The organism is Ensifer sp. Root1252 (assembly GCF_001425885.1).
Classification (GTDB): Bacteria; Pseudomonadota; Alphaproteobacteria; order Rhizobiales; family Rhizobiaceae; genus Ensifer; species Ensifer canadensis.
Map to the genome: position 1 here is coordinate 133,426 of NZ_LMDT01000006.1, position 21,073 is coordinate 154,498.

Annotated in this window: 16 protein-coding genes; 2 read left to right on the forward strand and 14 right to left on the reverse strand. The window is 60.4% G+C overall.

The genetic code is table 11. The features are described from left to right. Nucleotides 1-19: 19 nt before the first annotated feature. From tatC to ASD02_RS08765, 10 genes are all read right to left on the reverse strand, one after another. Nucleotides 20-862: a twin-arginine translocase subunit TatC gene (gene tatC / locus ASD02_RS08720; RefSeq protein WP_025426856.1), complete on the reverse strand. Its 843-nt coding sequence runs from the start codon at nt 860-862 to the stop codon at nt 20-22. Further along, nucleotides 859-1,518 (reverse strand): Sec-independent protein translocase protein TatB, encoded by a 660-nt coding sequence (gene tatB, locus ASD02_RS08725; RefSeq protein WP_025426855.1) that lies wholly within the window; start codon nt 1,516-1,518, stop codon nt 859-861. The genes tatC and tatB overlap by 4 nt, the downstream gene beginning before the upstream one ends. Nucleotides 1,519-1,592: 74 nt before the next feature. Beyond that, complete coding sequence (locus ASD02_RS08730) at nt 1,593-1,799, reverse strand: twin-arginine translocase TatA/TatE family subunit (protein WP_025426854.1); 207 nt, start codon at nt 1,797-1,799, stop codon at nt 1,593-1,595. A gap of 94 nt (nt 1,800-1,893) precedes the next feature. Continuing rightward, on the reverse strand, nt 1,894-3,006 hold the full coding sequence (locus ASD02_RS08735; protein ID WP_057220539.1) for an ABC transporter ATP-binding protein: 1,113 nt from the start codon (nt 3,004-3,006) through the stop codon (nt 1,894-1,896). A gap of 88 nt (nt 3,007-3,094) precedes the next feature. Then, the gene (gene scpB, locus ASD02_RS08740) at nt 3,095-3,823 is read right to left on the reverse strand and encodes an SMC-Scp complex subunit ScpB (RefSeq protein ID WP_025426852.1); all 729 of its coding nucleotides are present in this window, start codon (nt 3,821-3,823) and stop codon (nt 3,095-3,097) included. Continuing rightward, the gene (locus ASD02_RS08745) at nt 3,816-4,634 is read right to left on the reverse strand and encodes a ScpA family protein (protein WP_051509162.1); all 819 of its coding nucleotides are present in this window, start codon (nt 4,632-4,634) and stop codon (nt 3,816-3,818) included. Before ASD02_RS08745 ends, scpB begins: the two co-directional genes overlap by 8 nt. Before the next feature lie 84 nt (nt 4,635-4,718). After that, nucleotides 4,719-5,735 (reverse strand): beta-N-acetylhexosaminidase, encoded by a 1,017-nt coding sequence (gene nagZ, locus ASD02_RS08750; RefSeq protein WP_057220540.1) that lies wholly within the window; start codon nt 5,733-5,735, stop codon nt 4,719-4,721. Between the two features lie 141 nt (nt 5,736-5,876). Beyond that, complete coding sequence (locus tag ASD02_RS08755; RefSeq protein ID WP_057214190.1) at nt 5,877-8,942, reverse strand: SPOR domain-containing protein; 3,066 nt, start codon at nt 8,940-8,942, stop codon at nt 5,877-5,879. Between the two features lie 63 nt (nt 8,943-9,005). Next, entirely contained in the window at nt 9,006-10,766 is a 1,761-nt protein-coding gene (argS, locus tag ASD02_RS08760; RefSeq protein WP_057205041.1) for an arginine--tRNA ligase, read from the reverse strand. A 95-nt stretch (nt 10,767-10,861) separates the two neighbouring features. After that, nucleotides 10,862-12,079 (reverse strand): deoxyguanosinetriphosphate triphosphohydrolase, encoded by a 1,218-nt coding sequence (locus ASD02_RS08765; protein WP_057205045.1) that lies wholly within the window; start codon nt 12,077-12,079, stop codon nt 10,862-10,864. Between the two features lie 213 nt (nt 12,080-12,292). Here ASD02_RS08765 and erpA point away from each other — a divergent pair, with 213 nt between their 5' ends. Next, a complete protein-coding gene (gene erpA, locus ASD02_RS08770) occupies nt 12,293-12,625 on the forward strand; it encodes an iron-sulfur cluster insertion protein ErpA (RefSeq protein WP_025426846.1) in 333 nt (110 codons plus the stop codon). Nucleotides 12,626-12,659: 34 nt separating this feature from the next. On the opposite strand, the gene ASD02_RS08775 is transcribed toward erpA, so the two are convergent. Continuing rightward, nucleotides 12,660-14,123, reverse strand: coding sequence for a phosphatidylserine/phosphatidylglycerophosphate/cardiolipin synthase family protein (locus ASD02_RS08775; protein WP_025426845.1), 1,464 nt, complete (start codon nt 14,121-14,123; stop codon nt 12,660-12,662). A 205-nt stretch (nt 14,124-14,328) separates the two neighbouring features. On the opposite strand from ASD02_RS08775, the gene xth reads away from it, so the two are divergent. Continuing rightward, nucleotides 14,329-15,123 (forward strand): exodeoxyribonuclease III, encoded by a 795-nt coding sequence (xth, locus tag ASD02_RS08780; protein ID WP_025426844.1) that lies wholly within the window; start codon nt 14,329-14,331, stop codon nt 15,121-15,123. Nucleotides 15,124-15,149: 26 nt separating this feature from the next. On the opposite strand, the gene exoR is transcribed toward xth, so the two are convergent. From exoR to ASD02_RS08795, 3 genes are all read right to left on the reverse strand, one after another. Next, nucleotides 15,150-15,956 carry an exopolysaccharide production regulator ExoR gene (gene exoR / locus ASD02_RS08785; protein ID WP_025426843.1) on the reverse strand — a complete coding sequence of 269 codons (807 nt, stop codon included), beginning with the start codon at nt 15,954-15,956 and terminating at the stop codon, nt 15,150-15,152. Nucleotides 15,957-16,413: 457 nt separating this feature from the next. Then, entirely contained in the window at nt 16,414-17,694 is a 1,281-nt protein-coding gene (locus tag ASD02_RS08790; protein ID WP_025426842.1) for an OmpP1/FadL family transporter, read from the reverse strand. A gap of 453 nt (nt 17,695-18,147) precedes the next feature. After that, complete coding sequence (locus ASD02_RS08795) at nt 18,148-20,988, reverse strand: valine--tRNA ligase (protein ID WP_057205048.1); 2,841 nt, start codon at nt 20,986-20,988, stop codon at nt 18,148-18,150. Nucleotides 20,989-21,073: the final 85 nt, after the last annotated feature.

Below are 21,073 nucleotides of genomic sequence, written 5' to 3' on the forward strand. Positions count from 1 at the left end.
GCGCGGAACCGTCGAATGCTCAGCCCTTTGCGGGGCCAACCTCTTCGGAAGTTTCTTCCTGCGACTGGGCAGCCTCACGCTTGAGCGCATCCGCTGCCCGCTGTCTCTCGACGAGTCGCGCCGTATAGATCGAAATTTCGTAGAGAAGGATGGCGGGCAGTGCAAGGCCGATCTGGGAGACTGGGTCCGGCGGTGTCAGGACGGCCGCGACAATGAAGGCAATCACGATCGCGTATTTGCGCTTCTCGGCAAGTCCCTGTGCGCTGACGAAGCCAACGCGGGCCAGAAGCGTGGTGACCACCGGCAGCTGGAACACGAGGCCGAAAGCAAAGACCAGCGACATGATCAGGCTCAGATATTCCGAGACCTTGGGCAGAAGCTGGATTGCAACATGCCCCTCGTCACCGCCCTGCTCCATCGCCAGGAAGAACCACATGACCATCGGCGTGAAGAAGAAATAGACGAGCGCGCCACCGAGCAGGAACAGGAGCGGCGAGGCAATCAGGAACGGCAGGAATGCCGCACGCTCGTTCTTGTAGAGGCCGGGGGCGACGAACTTGTAGATCTGCGACGCGATCACCGGAAAGGCGATCACGAGAGCGCCGAACATCGCCACCTTGATCTGGGTGAAAAAGAACTCCTGCGGAGCAGTGTAGATCAGCTCGACATTGCGTTGATCCATCCCGGCCCAACCGACCGCCCATTTGAACGGCAGCACCAGAAGGTTGAAGAGACCCTTGGCAAAGTAGAAGCAGACGAGAAAGGCGATGAAGAACGCGCCAACGGCCCACATCAGCCGCTTTCTGAGCTCGATCAGATGTTCGATCAGCGGCTGCGGCCGGTCCTCGATATCGCCGCTCATACGTCACCTTTCTTGCGCGTTGCCGCGCGTGTCTTTTGTGTTTTTTCTTTCGGCTGCTCTGCCTCGACCTTGGAAGGCCTCTTTGCAGCCGTCTTGGCGGGTGCAGATTTGGCGGTTGCCGCCTTCGCCGGTGAGGCCTTCTTGGGCGCGGGCGTAGCGTCTGCCTTGGCCTTCGTTACCCGTTTCGGCTTTGCCGCAGGCTCAGAAGCTTCGGCACGCTGCATTTGCCGGCTGGCAGAACCAATCGCCGCGGCCGCAATGCTGTTGGCTGGCTTTGCCTCGGCCGCGCCAACGGCAACCGGTTCCACGGAGGAAACTGGCGGCTCTGCAGCGGATACGGGCGCCTTGTCTGGTGATGCGGCCTTCTGGAGATCGGATTTGATCTCGTTGCCGATCTGGCGCAACGGGTTCATCGCGTCACGTAGCGCATTTGCCGGATTGAGGCTTTGCGCGTCGCTGATCGTTTTACGGACGTCTTCGAGATCCGCCTCACGCAACGCCTCATCGAATTGCTGGCGGAAATCCGACGCCATGCCGCGCAGCTTCGACGTCATGCGGCCAAAGGCGCGCAACATCGGCGGCAAATCCTTCGGTCCGACAACAACGATCAGTACGATGGCAATGACGACTAGCTCGGTCCAGCCGATATCAAGCATTCGATATGTCCTGCAAACCCGTGGTGCGGCCGGCCGGGAGGTAATCCCAGCCTGGCCCTATCGGTGCTCGATCGTTAGCGAACTTCGTCAGACTTGTGATCAACAGTCTTGCCGTCGAGCGGCTTGTCGGCGGAAGCGACGTCGTCGTCGTTCATGCCCTTCTTGAAACTCTTGATGCCCTTGGCAACGTCGCCCATCAGTTCCGGAATCTTGCCGCGACCGAACAACAACAGCACCACGACCAGAACGATCAGCCAGTGCCAGATACTAAAGGAACCCATGCGTTTACTCCCTCTGAGCCTTCCCCGATTTAGGCCCTATTCGCGTGTCAATTTTCAGGCGCGCCACCAGCACAGCCTCTTTTCGCCACAGACCCTAAGATGTCGGAACATCTTTTTCAAACAGCAATATATCCCGCTCGTTAACTGAAAGCATTACATCGCGCAATCCTTGCGGCAATTGGTCCGCGCGGATACGGGCGCGCACGGTTCCATCGCAGCCCGCCACAGCCAGTTCGAGCAGTTCGACAACGCCGATGAAACGGCGCGAGACGATCCGCGCCTGTATGTCGCCTTCGTCCTTGCCGACACGCAGCCCCGAAAGCCGCACGGCCACGGAAAGGCGCTGGCCATCGCGGTACTTGCAGGCATCCACGCCGCCGAGCGGCGTATCGACGCGACCGTTGCGCACCTGGGCGTCGAACACGTTGATTTCCGAAAAGAAACCGGCGGCAAACAGGTCCCGTGGCTCTCGATAAAGCTCGTCGGCGGTGCCGACCTGGACCAGGCGCCCATCCTTGAGCAGAGCGATCCGGTCGGCCATGCGCATCGCTTCCTCGGCATCATGCGTGACGACGATCGCGGTGGCACGCGTCTCTCTGAGGATGGCGAGCGTATCGGCGCGGATCGAATCCTTGAGCCGCGAGTCGAGCCCGGAGAACGGTTCGTCCATCAACAGCACAGCAGGCCGCGGCGCGAGCGCACGGGCGAGCGCCACACGCTGCTGCTCGCCACCCGAAAGCACATGGGGATAACGATCTCCGTAATGCGAAAGACCGACCCGTTCCAGGGCTGCGTCGGCCTGGATCAGCGCTTCTTTCTTCGGAAGCGCCGTCAGCCCAAAGCGAACATTGTCGCGGATCGTCATGTGCGGAAACAGCGCAAAGTCCTGGAACATCAGACCGACACCGCGCTTTTCCGGCGGCAAGAAGACCGACGGGCCAGAAATCTCCTGGCCGTTAAGCAGGAGGCGGCCGGCGCTTTGCATCTCGATGCCGGCGGCGATCCGCAGCAGCGTCGTCTTGCCGGAACCGGAGGGGCCGAGCAGGCAAAGGACCTCGCCGGCCTTGGCCGCCAGGCTGACGCCCTTGATAGTCTCCTTGGAATGGTAGTTGTGGTGGATATCCTCGAATGTCAGGCTCGCCGCGAAAGATACGCCCGCCGTCCGTCGCGTTGCCATGACGGGCCCGTCCTGCGTATCTGAAACCATGCTGCGTATTCCTTGACACCGGTGGCACCGCGGCGACCATGCCGGGTGCAGGCTCGATGGAGAAAGCCGATATCTCCAATCAGGTTTTTTAATCGGCCTCTTCGCCCTTCGGAGTCAAGAGCCCCAGTTCTTCCAGATCGAGCTGGGTGATCGGATCCTCGTTTTCCGCCAGGTCATCTTCGCCGACGGGCACGGGAATATGCAGGTTGGACGGAACGCGGCCGGAGAGAAGCCCCGCTCCCTTCAACTCCTCGATGCCAGGCAGGTCGCGCAGTTCCTCCAGGCCGAAGTGGTCGAGAAAATCGCGTGTCGTTCCGAAGGTGACCGGACGCCCGGGCGTGCGGCGGCGGCCACGGAAGCGGACCCAGCCCGCCTCCATCAGCACATCGAGCGTGCCCTTGGATGTCTGCACACCGCGAATGTCTTCAATTTCGGCGCGGGTAACCGGCTGGTGGTAGGCGATGATCGCCAGAACCTCTAGCGCGGCGCGCGACAACTTGCGAACCTCCTTCTCATCCGTCTGCACGACGAAGGACAGGTCGGCGGCCGTGCGGAACGCCCAGTGATCGGCCACCTGCACCAGATTGACGCCACGGCCTGCATAAAGCGCCTTCAATCGCGCCATGATGCGCGGGACATCGGCACCGCGCGGCAGGCGGGTGGCGATGTAAGCCTCGGAGATTGGCTGCGCGGAGGCAAACACCAGCGCTTCGGCAATTCGCTCGGTTTCCTGCTCCATGCGCGGATCGAACACAAGGCCGTCGTTCTCGCCGTCTTCGTCTGTCACGTCCGGGAGGTATTTCTGCGGCTCAGCCACGGGCTGCCTCCATATCGGCGAGCGTCGCCGCATCGATCGGGTTCGGCCCACGCCGCAGATATATCGGCGCGAACGCTTCTTCCTGGCGGATTTCCAAGCGCCCCTCACGTACCATTTCCAGCGAGGCGGCAAAGGAACTGGCGATGGCCGTCGCCCGCTCCTTCGGCGTCGTCATGTAACGCAACAGGAAGTGATCGAGCGCGGTCCAATCGTCCAGATGGCCGATCATGCGTGCCAGGATCAATCGCGCATCGGCGAGCGACCAGACGTGGCGCTTTTCGATCGTCACTTGCGTGATCGCTGTCCGTTGCCGCAAGCTCGCATACGCGGTCAGCAGATCGTAAAGCGAAGCGTCATAGTCCGACTTCCGCTCGGTGACGATATGCTCCGGCGCACCACGCACGAAAACATCGCGGCCGAGGCGGTTTCGGTTGATCAGCCGGGTGGCGGCCTCGCGCATGGCTTCGAGGCGCTTCAGCCGGAACGCCAGCGCCGATGCCATTTCCTCACCGGAGGGACCATCATCCTTCGCCTGCTGCGGGATCAGCAGCCGCGACTTGAGATAGGCAAGCCAAGCCGCCATGACGAGATAGTCGGCGGCCAGTTCGATGCGGATGCTGCGCGCCCGCTCGACAAAGGCGATGTATTGTTCGGCCAATGCCAGCACCGAGATGCGAGCAAGATCGACCCGCTGGCTGCGAGCAAGATGGAGGAGCAGATCGAGCGGGCCCTCGAAGCCGGCGATGTCGATGACCAGCGCCTCTTCGTGCAATCCGCGCTCCGCAGTCTCGTCCTGCCACAAGGGATCCATCGGCGCTTTCGCCCCGGACCTGCCTTGCTTTTCACCCGCGTTGCTCACGACAGCCTGATCCTTTCCCGCCGGCCGTACCCGTCCTCAAACCGTCGCGAACAGGCTGTTGAATTCGGCACGTAGTTCCTGCTCGTTCGCATTATCAGGCTTGCGGAAGGCGGCCTCTGCGGCCCTTGCCCTGCGCAATGTCTCTCCGGCCAGAACCGGGACGACATCCGCTACAGCCTTCATCTCGTCCATTATGCCATGACAATGCAAGACGAGATCAAGTCCGGCGTCGATGATGTTGCGCGCGCGGGTGGACATGTCGCCGGCCAGCGCATTCATCGAAACGTCGTCGGACATCAACAACCCGTCGAAACCGATATGGCCGCGGATGATCTCACGCACAACCTTGGCCGAGGTCGTTGCCGGATTGTCCGGATCGATCGCCGTGAAGACCATGTGCGCCGACATCGCCATGACCTCGTCCTTCATGGCGATGAAGGGCAGGAAATCGCTCTTGGCAAGCTCGTCGAAGGTTTCGCCGACCACCGGCAGGCTGTGGTGGGAATCGACGAAAGTGCGGCCATGGCCGGGCATATGTTTCATTACCGGCAGCATGCCACCGGACTTAAGGCCTTCCGCCATCGCCCGACCGATCGCCGTGACACTCTGCGGATCGTGTCCATAGGCGCGATTGCCGATCACATCGTGACTGCCGGGAACCGGCACGTCGAGCACCGGCAGGCAATCGACGGTGATGCCGAACCGCATCAGATCGAACGCATGCAGCCGCCCCATCAACCAGGCCGCACGCAAACCGCCCTCGGCATCGCGGCGGTAGATCTCGCCGATCGCCGCACCATTCGGATACTGCTGAACAAGCGGCGGCCGGATGCGCTGAACACGTCCGCCTTCCTGGTCGATCAGCACGGGTGCCGCGGGATTGCCGATACTGTCACGTAGCGCCGCGACCAGATCGGAAATCTGCTGTTCCTCGCCAATGTTGCGGCCAAAGAGGATGAAGCCCCAGGGCCGCTCGCCATCAAAGAAGCTGCGCTCTTCGCTCGAAAGAGAAAGACCCTTGCAGCCGGAGATAAATGCTTTTGATTCGCTCATGCCAAAAGCATAATGCGCGGCTTGCCCACAGCGAAGCGAGAATAGCTATCGGTGCGCGTCATGCACAGACTACTGTCACTGAAACGTGAAAGGGCGCGGCATCTCTGCCGCGCCCCTCTGGGGATAATATTGCTGCTGTGACTACTTGGTCACGAGGCAGCTGCCACCAGCGCCCTTGTAGCGCGAGCAAAGCGCATTGGCCTCTTCGCGCGAACCGGCCGGGATGCGGACACGATAGTAGGTGCCCTTACCCGCGATCTCCGCCTTGCGGATATCCACGCCGCGACCACCGATAACGCTTCCGAACTTGTTCGAAAGGCTGTTGTAGGACTTCTTCGCTTCGGCCTCGGAGGGCAGCGACGCCACCTGGATGAAGTAGGTGCCAGCCGGCACTGATGCCGTCGAAACCTGCTGGGTATCCGTTGCAGGGTTGGCGGCGGCCTGCGTTTCCGCCGGACGTGCGCTTGCGCTTTCAGGTACGGCGCCAGCCACGTTGCCAGCCTGCCCGGTCGGGCGGGTCTGAGGCAGCGGTGCCTCAACGCCAGCGGCGTTTACCGTGGCGTCGCTCGCGGCAGCAAGTGCGACCTGGTCGGCACCTGCAAGTGCCTCGCCGGCTGCGCGAAGTTCGGAACCGGCGCCCGTGGCTGTCGCCTGGCCCTCAGTGCCCGACGCCGCAACCTGACCCGAAGCCGTTGCCGGAACCGGCTGGGTGTTGCCAGCAACTTCCGTCGCCGGTTCAGCAACCGGCTCTTCGCGGGCGACGAGCGTGCCGTCCGGCTTGACGATCATCGTGCGTACTTTTCGCGGCGCGACTGCGGGAGCCTTGTCCTCTTCCTGATCAGCCGGCACGGCAGCACCGTCACCAGGCAGAAGGCGGGCAGACTCCTCGTCCGCATTCGGTGAAGCACCCAGAGCATCCGCTTCATCGCTGCCGTCATTCGGCAGGTTTTCCGGTGTCAGCGTCCGCTGGACGACGTCCATCGGTTCCTCGGTCGAGGAGACGAGTGCCTCCTGCCGAGGACCCGTGCCCTGAGCACCGGCAACGCGGTCATAGACGGCCTTGTCCTGGTTCGGCACGGTCTTCCCGCCCTTTTCCTCGGGCACGACCTTTACCGGGGACTTGTCGGCGAGAATGATCTTCGGACCCTCGCCGGACGAAACGGCATCGCTGCCACCCATCCAGGCGTAGACGCCTGCACCACCGAGAATGATGATGCCGGCGACGCTTGCAGCGAGCAGCATTGTGCGCTGCGAGCGGCGACCGGAGCCGTATTCGTTATAAACACCGGCGTCGGCCTGGCCGGACATAGGCTGAGCGCGCTCGGATTCGCGCGGCGTGTTCTGACGTTCGACCATCGAGCGACGGAAGTCTTCTTCCATTGCCTTCTCGAACTCGTCGAAATCATCCATCGGTGCTGCGCCGAGCGATGCGGCCGGCTTGGCTGCCGGCGCGGAGCGTGCAGGTTCACGAGCCTCGACGGGGCGAGCCTGCGTCTCCCTGACGGATGGTGCCGGCGTCCCGAAGAGCTGGGCCATTTCCGCGTCGATATCGAGATCGTAGTCGGCGGGATAAGCGACCGGCTTTTCTGTCTCGATGACCGGCAGTTGCGGTACATCCATATCGGCGATCGGTGCGACGCCGGTATCGGCTTCAGCGATCATCGACGGATCGAACGGCAGAACGCTTTCAACCGGCGGCTCTTCGATTTCTAAGGGCGCAGCTGCGACCGACGGTGCTACGAAGGGCTCTTCATGCTGTACCGGCTCCTGCTCGATAGCGGCGAAAACCGGCTGCTGCACTGCGGCGGCGATATCCTCAGAAGCGTCGAATTCCGGAAGCTCCATTTCCATCGCCACATCCGAGAGCTCCATTTCGAAGTTCTCGATGTCGAAGCTCGGCTCGTTCTCCGGCTCGGTAGCCGGAAGAGCGGGCTCGACGACAGCCTCTGGCGCAACCGCTGCGGCCACCGGTGCGGCGGCTACAGGTGCTGCGGCAGCAGGGATCGACGAGACGATCGGACCAGCAAAGGCGCGCTGCTGGCCGGCACCCGAGGGCGAAGCGACCGGGGTGGCGCGACTGAACGTCGGCGTGAAGGGATAGGGGCTCTTCTTGACAGGTGGCGCAGCCACGACAGCCGGCTCGGCCCGCGCATGAATCGCAGGATGAGTGTGAACTGCAGCGGCGACCAGGCCGGTCGCAGCCGGTACCGGAAACCGCTCGATATCGGCAAGAAGCTCATCGACGGCGTTATCTGTTGTCGGCTCTGCCGCAACCGCAGCGACCTGCTCGATCACTGCCGGTTCGTACGAGTAGGCATTGTCCGACGCATAGGCGTTGCTGCCCTCGGCAGCCGGAGCCGGTTCGAAAGCCGGCTCTACGGCAACCGGAGCGACCTGCTCGATCACTGTCGGTTCGTACGAATAGGCATTGTCCGACGCATAGGCGTTGCTGGCCTCGGCGGCCGGAGCCACTTCGAAGGCTGGCTCGACGGACAGCGAGGCCTGCTCTGTTGCCAGTTGATCGGCGAAATCGGAAACGTCGAACGAAATGTCCTCGACCGGCGCATGCCATTCTTCAGGTGCACCAACGTGCTGTTTGATCGGCGCAATCTCGGCCGTCGGAGAAAGATCGACGTCACCGAGCGAGAGCTCGAGTTCGCGTTCCAGATCGAAGGTCGGCTCGACCGCTTCCGAAACCACGTCGTATCCCGTTACGTCAGTGATCGAAGTGGACGTCGCCTCGGGAACCGCAACGAATTCGGCGTGGCCGCGGTCGACTTCTTCAAGAGCGGCCTCTGGCCATGTCTCTGCGAGTTCGACCGGCTGATACTCCGGTTTAATCGCCGGCGCATCTTCGATTGGCGCCGATTCGGCCACAGCAAACTCGGCTGGCGCAAATTCAAGCACCGGCTCGACCTGCTGAAGCTCTTCTGCGGGCGCAGCTACAGTTTCAACTGGATCGTTGTCCGGCTGAACATCTGCCGCGCGCGGCGCATCATAGGTATCGAACTCTCGAAGGAGCTCTTCCTCGAGATCGAACGTCGGATCTTGCCGGACGGCTTCCTGGTGGCGTTGCAATTCCTGCAACTGCTGGACAGCCGGCCGGGCATCGTAGCCGACGATCCGGGCGAGTTCGGCCAACGGATCATCGTCTGCCAATACATCGAATTCAGCCGGCCCGCTTCGTGCGAATTGTTTGTCTGCCATGCTCTCCACTCACAATTGCCTGCATTCACTTGCCAGTGCATTGTGGGAAAATGGTGACAATACTTATCGCATTTCTTCCGGTGCAGAGGTGCCTGTAATGGACAGGCCCGACTTCAGTACGGAAGCGACAGCATGCACCAGCCCGAGTCTGGCAGTACTTAATTCTCTATTTTTATCGTTAACAAAACGTAATTCCGGATTCTCTTTACCTTTGTTCCAGTGTCCATGGAAGGCAGCGGCAAGATCGTAAAGGTAAAACGCGATGCGATGCGGCTCTTGCGCCAGTGCCGCAGCCTCCACGACGCGCGGATATTCTGCGAGCTTGGCGACCAGCTGCAGCTCCGCCGGATCGACGATCAGGCCATTGATTGCGCCGGCAAAATCGACGGTGGACAGGTCGAGTTCGGGGAAAGCGTCCGCAGCCTGACGGAAGACAGACCGGCAACGCGCATGTGCGTACTGCACGTAGAAGACCGGGTTGTCCTTGGACTGCTCTGTCACCTTCGCAAAATCGAAATCCAACGGCTCGGAGTTCTTCCGGTAGATCATCATGAACCGGACCGGATCGCGTCCGACTTCATCAACGACGTCGCGCAACGTCACGAAGTCACCGGAACGCTTGGACATCTTGACCGGCTCACCCTCGCGATAGAGCTTGACCAACTGGCAAAGCAGTACAGTCAGCTTCGACGCACCGCCAGACACCGCGCGTGCCAGCGCCTCAAGCCGCTTGACGTAACCACCGTGGTCGGCGCCGAGCACATAGATCATTTCGTCGAAGCCGCGGTCAAACTTGTCCTTGAAGTAAGCAACGTCGGCAGCGAAGTAGGTATAACTGCCATCCGACTTGATCAAAGGCCGGTCGATATCGTCGCCGACCTCGGTCGAGCGGAACAGCGTTTGCTCCCGGTCTTCCCAGTCCTCCGGCAGCTGGCCCTTCGGCGGTGGCAGCGTGCCCTTGTAGACGTGGCCCTTGAAGGTCAGGTCGTTGATCGCGGTGCGGATCTTGGCAGCGCCATTGGCATGCAGGGTCCGCTCCGAGAAGAAGACATCATGGGTGACGTTCAGGGCGGCAAGATCCTCGCGGATCATGACCATCATCGCATCAATAGTGCGCTCCTTGACCAGCGGCATCCACTTGTCCTCGGGCATCAGCCGCAGGCTCGTGCCGAACTCGTCGGCCAGCGCCTCGCCGACGGGTACGAGATAATCGCCGGGATAGAGGCCCGACGGGATCTCGCCGATCTCCTCGCCAAGCGCCTGCCGGTAGCGAAGGAAGGCCGAACGCGCCAACACATCGATCTGCGAGCCGGCGTCGTTGATGTAATATTCCTTGGTCACCTCGTAGCCGGCAAAGGCTAGCAGGTTCGCAAGCGCGTCGCCGACGACGGCACCGCGGCAATGGCCGACATGCATTGGCCCGGTCGGATTGGCCGACACGTATTCGACGTTGACCTTGCGGCCGGCACCGGTCGTGCTGCGGCCGTAGTCCGCACCGGTGCGAACCATCGCGGTCAACAGCTTCTGCCAGTAGGAGACGGAAAGCCGCACGTTGATGAAGCCTGGACCGGCAACGGAAACATCGGTGACCTCAGGGTCCTGCTTGAGCTTCTCGACGATCAGATCGGCAAGCGCGCGCGGATTCATGCCCAGCGGTTTGGCAAGCACCATCGCGGCATTGGTCGCGACATCGCCATGGCTGGGGTCGCGCGGCGGCTCGACATTGATACGGGCGAAGTCAAGTTCGGATCGCTTTTCTCGAACGACATCAAGCGTTTCGAGAATATCCTTAATTCTTGATTCGAAGTCCGTGAAGAGATTCATCTGATCCGTCCGCTTTTCCCGACAGAATATGGTCGGTGCAAAACTCAAAAGGAGGCCCGGTTCGGTTGAACCAAAAGCCTCCGGGCGGGGCGTCCCTACCGCAAATCGGGCGTATGGTCAAACAAACGGCGGTGGACACTGATGGCGAAGGTATCCGTCATTCCGGCCAGATAGTCGCCGACATGACGCGCCCGCGCCGGCTCGGCCATACCAGGGATCTGGTCGATCCAATAATGTTCGCGCATCAGCAAAGGGTCGGCCATGAAGGCGCGATAGAGATCGCAAACGATCGACGCAGCTCCTTCGCGCACCCGCATCACCTCGGGATGGCGATAGATCCGCGTCATCAGCAGTCTCTTGATCTGTTTGTCGGTCTCGCCCATCTCGTCCGAGAATGTCGCTATGACCCTACCAGCCTGCCTGACATCCATGGCACTTTCGGGCCTGATATCCCGGAGGCGCGTCTGCGCGACCGCAATCACGTCCTCGACCATCGCCGTGATCTGGCGGCGCATAATCTCATGGGTGAAGCGGCTCGCTTCAAGGCCGGGATAACGATCGCTGACCTCGCGCATCAGGCGGGCGAGAAACGGCACGTCCTCCAGCATCTCGAAGGTCAGGTAGCCGGACCTCAGACCGTCATCGATATCATGGGTGTTGTAGGCGATATCATCGGCGATCGCCGCCACCTGTGCTTCGAGGCTCGCAAAGCTTGCAAGCTCAAGGTCGTGAATAGCGCAATAGTCCAGGATCGGCTGCGGCACCGGGCCGTGGGTGCCCTGCCCGTCAAGGCTCAGAAGCGGCCCATTGTGTTTTACCAGCCCCTCCAGGCTTTCCCAGGTGAGGTTCAGGCCGTCAAACTCGGCGTAGCGCCGCTCGAGTTTGGTGACGATACGCAACGATTGGGCGTTGTGATCGAAGCCGCCATAGGGCTTGAGCATCTCATGCAGCGCATCCTCGCCCGTATGCCCGAACGGCGTGTGGCCGAAATCATGGACGAGCGCCACGCCTTCGGCGAGGTCCTCGTCCAGCTTCAGCGCTCGCGCCAGCGCGCGTGCAATCTGCGCCACCTCGATCGTGTGGGTCAGGCGGGTGCGATAGTGGTCGCCGTCGGCGGCGATGAAGACCTGCGTCTTGTGTTTTAGCCGGCGAAAGGCGGTCGTATGCACGATGCGGTCGCGGTCACGTTGAAAATCGGACCGCGTCGGGCTTGTCGCTTCCGGGTAGAGCCTGCCGCGCGTCGCCCAGGGATTCGACGCGAATGGCGCATGTTCACCGTAACCGAAGCCGAGCGCATTTTTGTCGAACGTCATTTCACACCTGCGTGGTCGCCCCATTGACGGGACATTCAAGCCTTCATACCTATAGTGAAAGCTACGGGAAAGCGTCGACCAAACATCGACCGATTCCGGAAGTCAAAGCAACGGTTTGGCGCTCGACATTAAAAGACATGTCGAAACCGGCCAAGTGCCGAATATGCAATGAAAACGAATCTCTCCGGTTCTTGACCCCGGCAGGAGGCAAATATGACACAGGAAACAGTGACCCTTTCCGACGCGGCCGCCAAGCGGATCGCCACCATTCTGCATTCGGACGGCCATAAGAATGCCATGCGGGTTTCCGTCGAGGGCGGTGGCTGCTCGGGCTTCTCGTACAAATTTGATCTGGTCGACGATGCGAACGACGACGACCTCGTGCTTGAAAAGGACGATGCCAAGGTCCTGATCGACAGCTTGTCGCTCGTCTATATGGGTGGCTCGGAGATCGACTTCATCGACAACCTGCTCGGCCAGTCCTTTCAGATAAAGAATCCGAATGCTGTCGCAAGCTGCGGATGCGGAACGAGTTTTTCCATCTGACCCAAGCGGGCGCATTCCCGTGCGCCGCTCATTGCTACAGATATGGCGATCCCAGCCAGAGCAGGCGGTTTGCCAAGCGCGCAGCTAAAGGCTGGGCATTCAAATCCTTTAGCGTCACCTCTTCCGCAGACTCCGCGATTGCGGCGATGCGGCTGCTGACATCGCGTGCGAAGCCGTCATCGAGCACTTCGAGATCGAATTCGAAGTTGAGGCGTAGCGACCGCGGATCGAGGTTCGTCGAGCCGACATAGGCCCAAGTCTCATCAACGGCGAGCAGCTTGGAGTGATTGAAGGCACCCTTTGCGCGCCAGACGCGGCAATGCCCCTTCAACACCTGATCGAACTGCGCTGTCATGGCGCGGTCGACCAGCAGCAGATTGTTGACCGCGGGCACGACAATATCCACCTCTACGCCACGGCGGGCGGCCGTCACAAGCGCGCTGATCAACTCCCGGTCAGGAAGAAAATAGGGCGACATCAGTCGAATGTTCTTTCGCGCCACCGAGAACGCACCCATCAGCATCTTGTGATTGGTTTCATTCGTTTTGTCGGGCCCCGACGGTACAGCGCGCATCAGAATGCCGGGCGCCTTTGCCGCCGGCGAGGTCGGCTCGATTTTCCACGTGTCACTTGCCAGAAGTTCACCCGTCGAAAACTGCCAATCCTCGGCAGAAACCTGGAAGATGTCGGCAACGACAGGCCCGGTGATGCGGAAATGGGTGTCATAGGCCGCTTCGGGACCGGCGATTTCGGTGGTGAAGCCGGCGCGGATGTTCATGCCGCCGGCAAAGGCGACCTTGCCATCGACGACCAGGATCTTCCGGTGCGTGCGCAGATTGGCATAGGGCAATCTGAGCCCCATGATGATGTTGCCGTTGAAGACGGCCGTGGGCACGCTCGCAGCCTTGAGATAACCGACGATGCTCGGTACGGAGTAGCGTGCGCCCACCGCATCGATCAGCACCCGTACCTCGACCCCTCGCCCACGCGCCGCTATCAATGCATCGGCGAAGCGCAAGCCGAGCGCGTCTCGATCGAAGATGTAACTTTCAAGCAGGATGCTGCGGCGCGCGTGGGTGATCTCATGCAGCATGGCGGTATAGGCCGCATCCCCGCCCTCGAGCATGCTTATGCGGTTGCCTGTGGACATCGCATGCCGCGACACCCGGTCACCGAGGATTTTCATTGCCGAGAATCGTTGGCCGAAACGCGTGCCAATCTCGGCATCGGATACATCGAAGCGCCCGAACTGATCGGGGCCGCGGCCGCGCAGCAACGAGCGTTGCATGCCGATGGACGAGCGGCGGATGCGGTTAATGCCGGCAACACCATAGACGACCGCCCCAACAATCGGTGACAGCAGCACGACGCCGACCCAACCGGCTGCCGCCCGAACATCGTCCTTGGTCATGGCGGCATGGATGGCCGCCGGCACGCCCAAGACGAAAGACAGGAAAACGAGGAAATGCGGCCAATAGTTCTGGATGAGGTCGATCATGTGGGGGACTATAGCCTTCGGCGGGTGGGAATCAATTCAACGGCATGCCCGCATACGGCAAGTGCGTGAAAAGCGCTGCCCGTTATTGATGTACGGGGCCTTTCTCCGCGAAAAGACCGCAGGTATCGGATTTGTCAAACGAATCCCGAGTCGTTACAAGAAGCCGTCCGGAAGGATTCACTGACATGGAAGGGCGTTTCGAGCCATGAAGATTGCCACCTGGAACATCAATGGCGTCAAGGCGCGAATCGACGGCCTGCTGGCGTGGTTGAAAGAATCGAACCCGGACATCGTCTGCCTGCAGGAGATCAAGTCGGTCGATGAAAACTTCCCGCGCCTTGAGATCGAAGCGCTCGGCTATCACGTCGAAACGCACGGCCAGAAAGGCTTCAACGGCGTTGCGCTGCTTTCCAAGCTGAAACCTGACGAAGTCAACCGCGGTCTGCCGGGCGACGACGCGGACGAGCAGGCTCGATTTATCGAAGGCGTCTTCTCCGTCTCCGGCGGCGTCATCCGCGTCTGCTCGCTCTACCTGCCAAATGGCAACCCGGTCGATAGCGAGAAGTACCCTTACAAACTGCGCTGGATGGAGCGCCTTTCCGCCTACGCGCAACGTCGGCTGGAACTGGAAGAGCCGCTCATTCTTGCCGGCGACTACAATGTCATCCCCGAGGAACACGACTGCTGGGACGTCAAGGTCTGGCAGAACGATGCGCTGTTCCTGCCTGAGACACGCCAGGCTTTTCGCCAGTTGCGGAATCTCGGCCTGACTGACGCAGTGCGCTCGACCACGGATGACGTTCCGCTCTACTCATTCTGGGACTATCAGGCCGGATGCTGGCCGAAGAATTTCGGGATACGGATCGATCACCTGATGCTATCGCCGGAAGCGGCGGACAGGCTGGTCTCGACGTCGATCGAGAAGCACGTGCGGGCCTGGGAAAAACCATCCGACCACGTACCGGTCGCGGGCTATTTCGCGTTCGAACGTCCGCTTTGAAGCGGAGGTGACGCCAGGGGCAGCGCCTAGTCGTCGTCGCCCTGCGTGTGCATGTTCTGCGACAGGTTGATCGCCTTACGGCGATCATCTTCGGTTGCCAGAGAAAATGCCTGTTCCTGCATCGACTGCAGCCATGGCCGATCCTTCGGCGAACATTGATCGAGTGCCGCGGTCATGTAGGCGAGACCGCGGATGGTCTGACCTTCCTGGAAAATGACATTGCCGAAAACGCCCATGGCGCCGGCATGACCGTTCTTGCGTGCGCGGTTCAGCCACTTCTTGGCCTGCTGGACGTTGACGTTGCCGCCCTCGCCCGAAAGCAACATGCGCGCCAACTGGAACTGCGCCTCCGATACGCCGAAGGTCGATGCAGCCTGAAAGTAAAGCTGACGTGCCTGCGACATGTCGGACTTGATGGGGCTGTCCGGAATACCGCGACGATAGTAGCCGGCAAGCGAGATCAGCGCGTTGACAAAGTAGCCCGTATCCTCGGAGCCAGGTTCGACACCCTGCTGGGCAATCTCGCTGTAAATCTTGAAGGCTTCGAGGTCGTTTTCGGCGACGCCGTCGCCGTAGGCATACATATTGGCAAGCGCCCAGCGGGAGCCGGTATGCCCCTTTTCGGCGGCATAGCGGTAGGCTTCGACCGCTTCGTCCTTGCGGCCGTTCTTGTAGGCGGAGAAGCCGAATTTGAACAGGGCAAACGGACCGGATTCCTTGCTGACACCGGTGCCCGGATCAAAGGCACGTGCCGGACCAGCCGTAGCGCCGCCGACCACCAGCGACACGCCGAGCATCGCAACCTTCAGAGACTTCAGTTCACCCGCAAGCATCACAGTCTAATTCTTCCGTTCCAGCCGGCCACGCCGAACTCATCACCGCTGCAAACACAAACGCCTGAATGACTCTTTGCCATTCACTTGTTCACCGAAACCGCCGAAAACACCGGCTCACTCAGTCCAGAATGAAACTCCATTGTGTGTAGCCTTACCGAACCATTTCCGCGGAAGTGCGGCAGTTCGTTCAAGACGACACATGACGTCATTTCGTTACAAACATTGCGGGCCCGATCCTCAAGTCGCACGTTTGTCCTTAACATCGCTGCTCCCTGTTTGTGGCGGGAAATGGACATACTGACCTTGAGTCCGACCCTAGCAAACTCTAGCATTAAATGTGTTGCTGAATCGTCACATTGGCGTCGAGCGGAACAGTCACCAACAGATGTCGCTCAAGGCAAAAAGAAAGGCCCGGTGATGAAACCGGGCCTTGCGCGTCCTGATCAATGGAGGATCAGAATTTTACTTTGATCGCTGTCGAAATCGCACCGAAGAAGTCGTTGCCATAGTCGTAGGAAACATCGTCTCCGATGACCTGGCCGTCGAAGTTGACGGCGCCAGAACTGCCGCTCGTCAGGATACCGACAGCACCTGCAAGGCGGAACTCAACATTCTTCGTGGGCGAATAGGCAACACCGGTGCCCAGCGCCCAAGTGTCGGACTGTGTGCCATAGCCATGGCTCGTGCCACGATCCCACGTTAGGCTGACGGCACCGCTCCACTGTTCATTGAACTTGTGACCAACGCCGCCAGAGATCGTCCAGCCGTCGCGATAGAGCAGGTCGAGCGAGGTGCAAGGCTGCTCCAGGGTACCGCCGGAAGGCGGGCAGAACTTGAGAACCTGAAGCTGGCTCCAGTCCGTCCACTTGACCGAACCGAACGCGACCCAGCCAGGTGCAATACCGGATTGAACTTTGAGCTCGAGCGAGTCCGGCATGGAGGCGAACCCGGCCACATCGTAGAAGTTGACCGGCGCCGGTCCGCGCACATTGCGCAGATCGATCGTACCCGCCAGATTATCCAGATCAACGGCACTGTTATAGACCAAGCTTGCGCGTACCGCGTACTCCGGTATTTCGTAGCCGACGCCGGCGCGCCAACCCCAACCGTCACCTTGGAGATCCAGCCTGCCGATGCCGGATTGCAACCCGCCGAATGCCGGCGGCACACCCGTGAAATCCTGTACCAATCTCTCCTTGAAGCCGCCGACCTCTTGGTAAAAGACGCCGCCGATGACGCGGAACTGGCCCTGCCCCATGTCAAACTTGTATGAGCAAGTCGCGGCGTAGTTGTCGCTCTCGACCTTCGTCTCAATGTTGTTGTTGGCGCCGGCCCAATTTACGCCCGGATTTGTATGAGCTCCCCATGGCTGCGAATAGTCAGCCATGCAGTCGACGTCCTCTCCGAAGCGGGCCTTGATGCCCACACGCGGCACCCAATAGCTCTCCGTGTCTTCGACAGAATTGGGACGGGAGTTCAGATTGCCACCGCCAGTACCGGGTCCGGTTCCGTTGAATGGGAAGGCTGCAGACGTCGTATTCGTATCCCTGACGTTCTTCAGTTCGCGCTGCGGGTTGACATAGGTTGTCGTCGCTTCCGCTGCATAGTCCGACGGGTCGAACAGCAGGTCGATATTGTAACCGCCGCGTTCAAGACCGCCAGCGTGCGCCGCCGATGCAACCAGAATTCCGGCCGCCAACGCAAAGACGCCCCGCTTCAAATTCTCATGAGCCATTAAGCTCCTCCCCCTGCATTTCAATCTGCGACAATCCACCTCACGTCGCCTGTGCGAAAAGTATTCTCACGATCGTGTGAAATCGCAAATGCCGCTTTCCAGGGGTATTGTGCTCATGTGCGCCATAAAATTTACGTAAGATTCTCATCATCTGAACACAATCCAAACAATTTGAAATATTTTTGCGCAATACGGGTATTTATCGACTAATGTTAGGATATTTTACCAGCATAACCCGAAAGTGTTACTCAACAACAACAGCATTGGTTTTTGCAGGAAAAAACGCGAATTTGGGTTTGAAAGCGGGGCTCTAACTCCCAGGTCGGTGCGTCAGAAAGCCACTGTTTTGGCCGAACGAATCGGCTTGGCGACACCTCTAGCGATCTCGCCAGAAAATGCGAAATCCGCGACGTTTCCGCCGCGGATGACACAAGATCAGAGCTTGCAGTACCCTCACCCGGCTTCTGCAACCCGCGCCAAGGCGATGCCGAGGGAGTCCTTCTGCAGATCCAGTTCAACGAGACGTTCACGCTCGGCTTCGACCAGCTCCGGCTTTGCATTGGCGACGAACTTCTCGTTGGCCAGCTTGCTGAGGATACGTTCCCGCTCGACTTCGACCTTGGAGATCGCTTTTTCCAGACGCGATTTTTCGGCCGAGAGATCGATCAGGTTGCCAAGCGGCAGGCAGAACGTTGCCTCCGCAACGACGATCTGCGCGCTGCCGCCCGGCGCCACCGCCACATGGTCGATATGCTCGACGCGCGCCAGGCGACCGATGGCCGAAGCATGCCGCTCTAGCCGCTCGCGCGTCAGTGCGTTGGCTGCGACCACGATGAGTGGTGCGGTCGCTGCCGGCGGGACGTTCATTTCCGAACGGACCGAACGGATGCCGGAAACCAGATCGATCAGCCAGTTGATCTCGTCAGCTGCGGCATCGTCGGCGTAGGAGGCAGACGGCCATTCCGCGTGGCAGAGCAGGCCCGCGCGCTCACGCCCCTCGCCCGCCGTCTGATCCCAGAGCTCTTCGGTCATGAAGGGCATGAAGGGGTGCAGCAGCTTGTAGATCTCATCGAGAACATAGGCGACACAAGCTTGGGATTCGCGTTTTGCCGCTTCATCCTCGCCGCTGAAGACCGGCTTCAGCAGTTCGAGGTACCAGTCGCAGAACTGGTTCCAGACGAACCGATAGAGACTGCCAGCGGCCTCGTTGAACCGGAAGCCTTCGAGCGCTTCGGTGACATCGCGGATCGTCCGTGAGAGCTCGGTCAGGATCCAGCGATTGATCGTCAGCGACGATGCCTCGGGGATGAAGCCGTCACTATTGGTGACGCCGTTCATCTGGGCAAAACGCGTGGCGTTCCAGAGCTTCGTTCCGAAATTGCGGTAGCCGGCAATGCGAGCGGTGTCGAGCTTCACGTCGCGCCCCTGGGCGGCCATGATCGCCAGGGTAAAGCGCAGCGCGTCGGCACCGTATTCGTCCATCAGTTCCAAGGGGTCGATGACGTTGCCCTTGGACTTCGACATCTTCTGCCCATTCTTGTCGCGAACGAGCGCGTGGACATAGACGGTGTGGAACGGCTCGACCGGCGTACCGTCCGCATCCTTCATGAAATGCAGACCCATCATCATCATGCGGGCGACCCAGAAGAAGATGATGTCGAAGCCGGTGACCAAAACATCGGTCTGATAGTATTTTTCGAGTTCCGGCGTTTCGTTCGGCCAGCCGAGCGTCGAGAACGGCCAGAGCGCCGACGAGAACCAGGTGTCCAGCACGTCTTCGTCACGGGTCAGGATCTCGCCCGGCTTGAAGTTTTCAAGCAGGTCTTCGACATAGGCCTTCATTGGACCTTCGTGCGCCAGATAGTGCTGGATCGCGGCGTGCAGCGCCTCTTCCTCGGTCTTCTCTACGAAGACCTGGCCGTCCGGGCCATACCAGGCCGGGATCTGGTGTCCCCACCAGAGTTGGCGCGAGACGCACCAGGGCTGGATGTTCTCCATCCATTCGTAATAGGTCTTCTCCCAGTTCTTCGGGACGAAGTTGGTACGACCTTCCTTGACCGATGCGATCGCGGGCTTCGCCAGCGTCTTCGCATCGACATACCATTGCTCGGTCAGGCGCGGCTCGATCGGCACCCCGCCACGGTCGCCGTGCGGGACCATGTGCTTGTGCGGCTCAATCTTGTCGAGCAGGCCGCCTTCCTCGAAGATCCGAACGATGATCTTGCGCGCTTCGAAACGGTCCTTGCCCTCAAGCTCATCCCAGGCGCCATGCAGGGCCGCGGGGTCGCTGAGGCCCTCGAGGAACTCCTCATTGTCCTTGATGGTGATCCGACCTTCGATGGTCAGGATGTTGATGGCTGCGAGGCCTGCACGTTTGCCGACGTCGAAATCGTTGAAATCGTGCGCGGGCGTAATCTTGACGGCGCCCGTTCCGGCGGTCGGATCGGCATAGTCGTCACCGACAACGGGGATACGGCGGCCGACAATCGGCAGAATGACGTGTTTGCCGATGAGCGGCTTGTAGCGCGCGTCTTCCGGATTGACGGCAATACCGCTGTCGCCAAGCATCGTTTCCGGCCGCGTGGTGGCAACGACCAGGTAGTCGCGAGTTTCCCATTCCGTCGCCTTGCCGTCTTCGTCGAAGGCGACCGGATGCTGATAGGTGACACCCGGCTCGAGTGGATAGCGCAGGTACCAGAGGTTTCCGTTGATTTCGTGCTGCTCGACCTCCAGGTCGGAAATCGCCGTCAGCAGCTTCGGGTCCCAATTGACCAGACGCTTGTCCTTATAGATCAAGCCTTCCTTGTAGAGCGAGACGAACACTTCGAGGACGGCCTCCGACAGACCATCGTCCATGGTGAAGCGCTCGCGCGACCAGTCGCAGGAAGCGCCAAGCCGCTTCAGCTGGTTGAAAATCAACCCGCCGGATTCGGCCTTCCACTCCCAGACCTTCTCGATGAAGGCTTCACGGCCCATCTGGCGGCGGTGCTGCTGTTGTTCCATCAGCTTGCGCTCGACGACCATCTGCGTGGCGATACCGGCATGGTCCATGCCCGGCTGCCACAGCACGTCCTTGCCGCGCATGCGCTCGAACCGTACCAGCACGTCCTGCAGCGTGTTGTTCAGCGCATGGCCCATGTGCAGCGAGCCCGTCACGTTCGGTGGCGGGATCACGATACAGAAGCTGTCGGCGCCGGGCTTTGCTCCCGCACCCGCACGAAACGCGTTTTCTTCGTCCCACTTCTTGGCGATACGTGGGTCGACGGATGCGGAATCGTAGGTCTTATCAAGCATTTTGAAGCCAATTTTGGAGATTGATGTCTATGTCTTGTAAACCGGAACGACCGGTGCAAGTCAACACGAACGCAAAAAGGCCGCG

Excerpts from the sequence above, each read along its gene's own strand:
- ASD02_RS08730 (WP_025426854.1), bottom strand. The coding sequence starts at position 1,799 with ATGGGTTCCTTTAGTATCTGGCACTGGCTGATCGTTCTGGTCGTGGTG.
- tatB (WP_025426855.1), bottom strand. The coding sequence starts at position 1,518 with ATGCTTGATATCGGCTGGACCGAGCTAGTCGTCATTGCCATCGTACTG.
- ASD02_RS08775 (WP_025426845.1), bottom strand. The coding sequence starts at position 14,123 with ATGATCGACCTCATCCAGAACTATTGGCCGCATTTCCTCGTTTTCCTG.
- ASD02_RS08765 (WP_057205045.1), bottom strand. The coding sequence starts at position 12,079 with ATGACGTTCGACAAAAATGCGCTCGGCTTCGGTTACGGTGAACATGCG.
- ASD02_RS08745 (WP_051509162.1), bottom strand. The coding sequence starts at position 4,634 with ATGGATCCCTTGTGGCAGGACGAGACTGCGGAGCGCGGATTGCACGAA.
- erpA (WP_025426846.1), top strand. The coding sequence starts at position 12,293 with ATGACACAGGAAACAGTGACCCTTTCCGACGCGGCCGCCAAGCGGATC.
- ASD02_RS08735 (WP_057220539.1), bottom strand. The coding sequence starts at position 3,006 with ATGGTTTCAGATACGCAGGACGGGCCCGTCATGGCAACGCGACGGACG.
- nagZ (WP_057220540.1), bottom strand. The coding sequence starts at position 5,735 with ATGAGCGAATCAAAAGCATTTATCTCCGGCTGCAAGGGTCTTTCTCTT.
- ASD02_RS08795 (WP_057205048.1), bottom strand. The coding sequence starts at position 20,988 with ATGCTTGATAAGACCTACGATTCCGCATCCGTCGACCCACGTATCGCC.
- exoR (WP_025426843.1), bottom strand. The coding sequence starts at position 15,956 with ATGCTTGCGGGTGAACTGAAGTCTCTGAAGGTTGCGATGCTCGGCGTG.
- tatC (WP_025426856.1), bottom strand. The coding sequence starts at position 862 with ATGAGCGGCGATATCGAGGACCGGCCGCAGCCGCTGATCGAACATCTG.
- argS (WP_057205041.1), bottom strand. The coding sequence starts at position 10,766 with ATGAATCTCTTCACGGACTTCGAATCAAGAATTAAGGATATTCTCGAA.
- ASD02_RS08755 (WP_057214190.1), bottom strand. The coding sequence starts at position 8,942 with ATGGCAGACAAACAATTCGCACGAAGCGGGCCGGCTGAATTCGATGTA.
- ASD02_RS08790 (WP_025426842.1), bottom strand. The coding sequence starts at position 17,694 with ATGGCTCATGAGAATTTGAAGCGGGGCGTCTTTGCGTTGGCGGCCGGA.
- xth (WP_025426844.1), top strand. The coding sequence starts at position 14,329 with ATGAAGATTGCCACCTGGAACATCAATGGCGTCAAGGCGCGAATCGAC.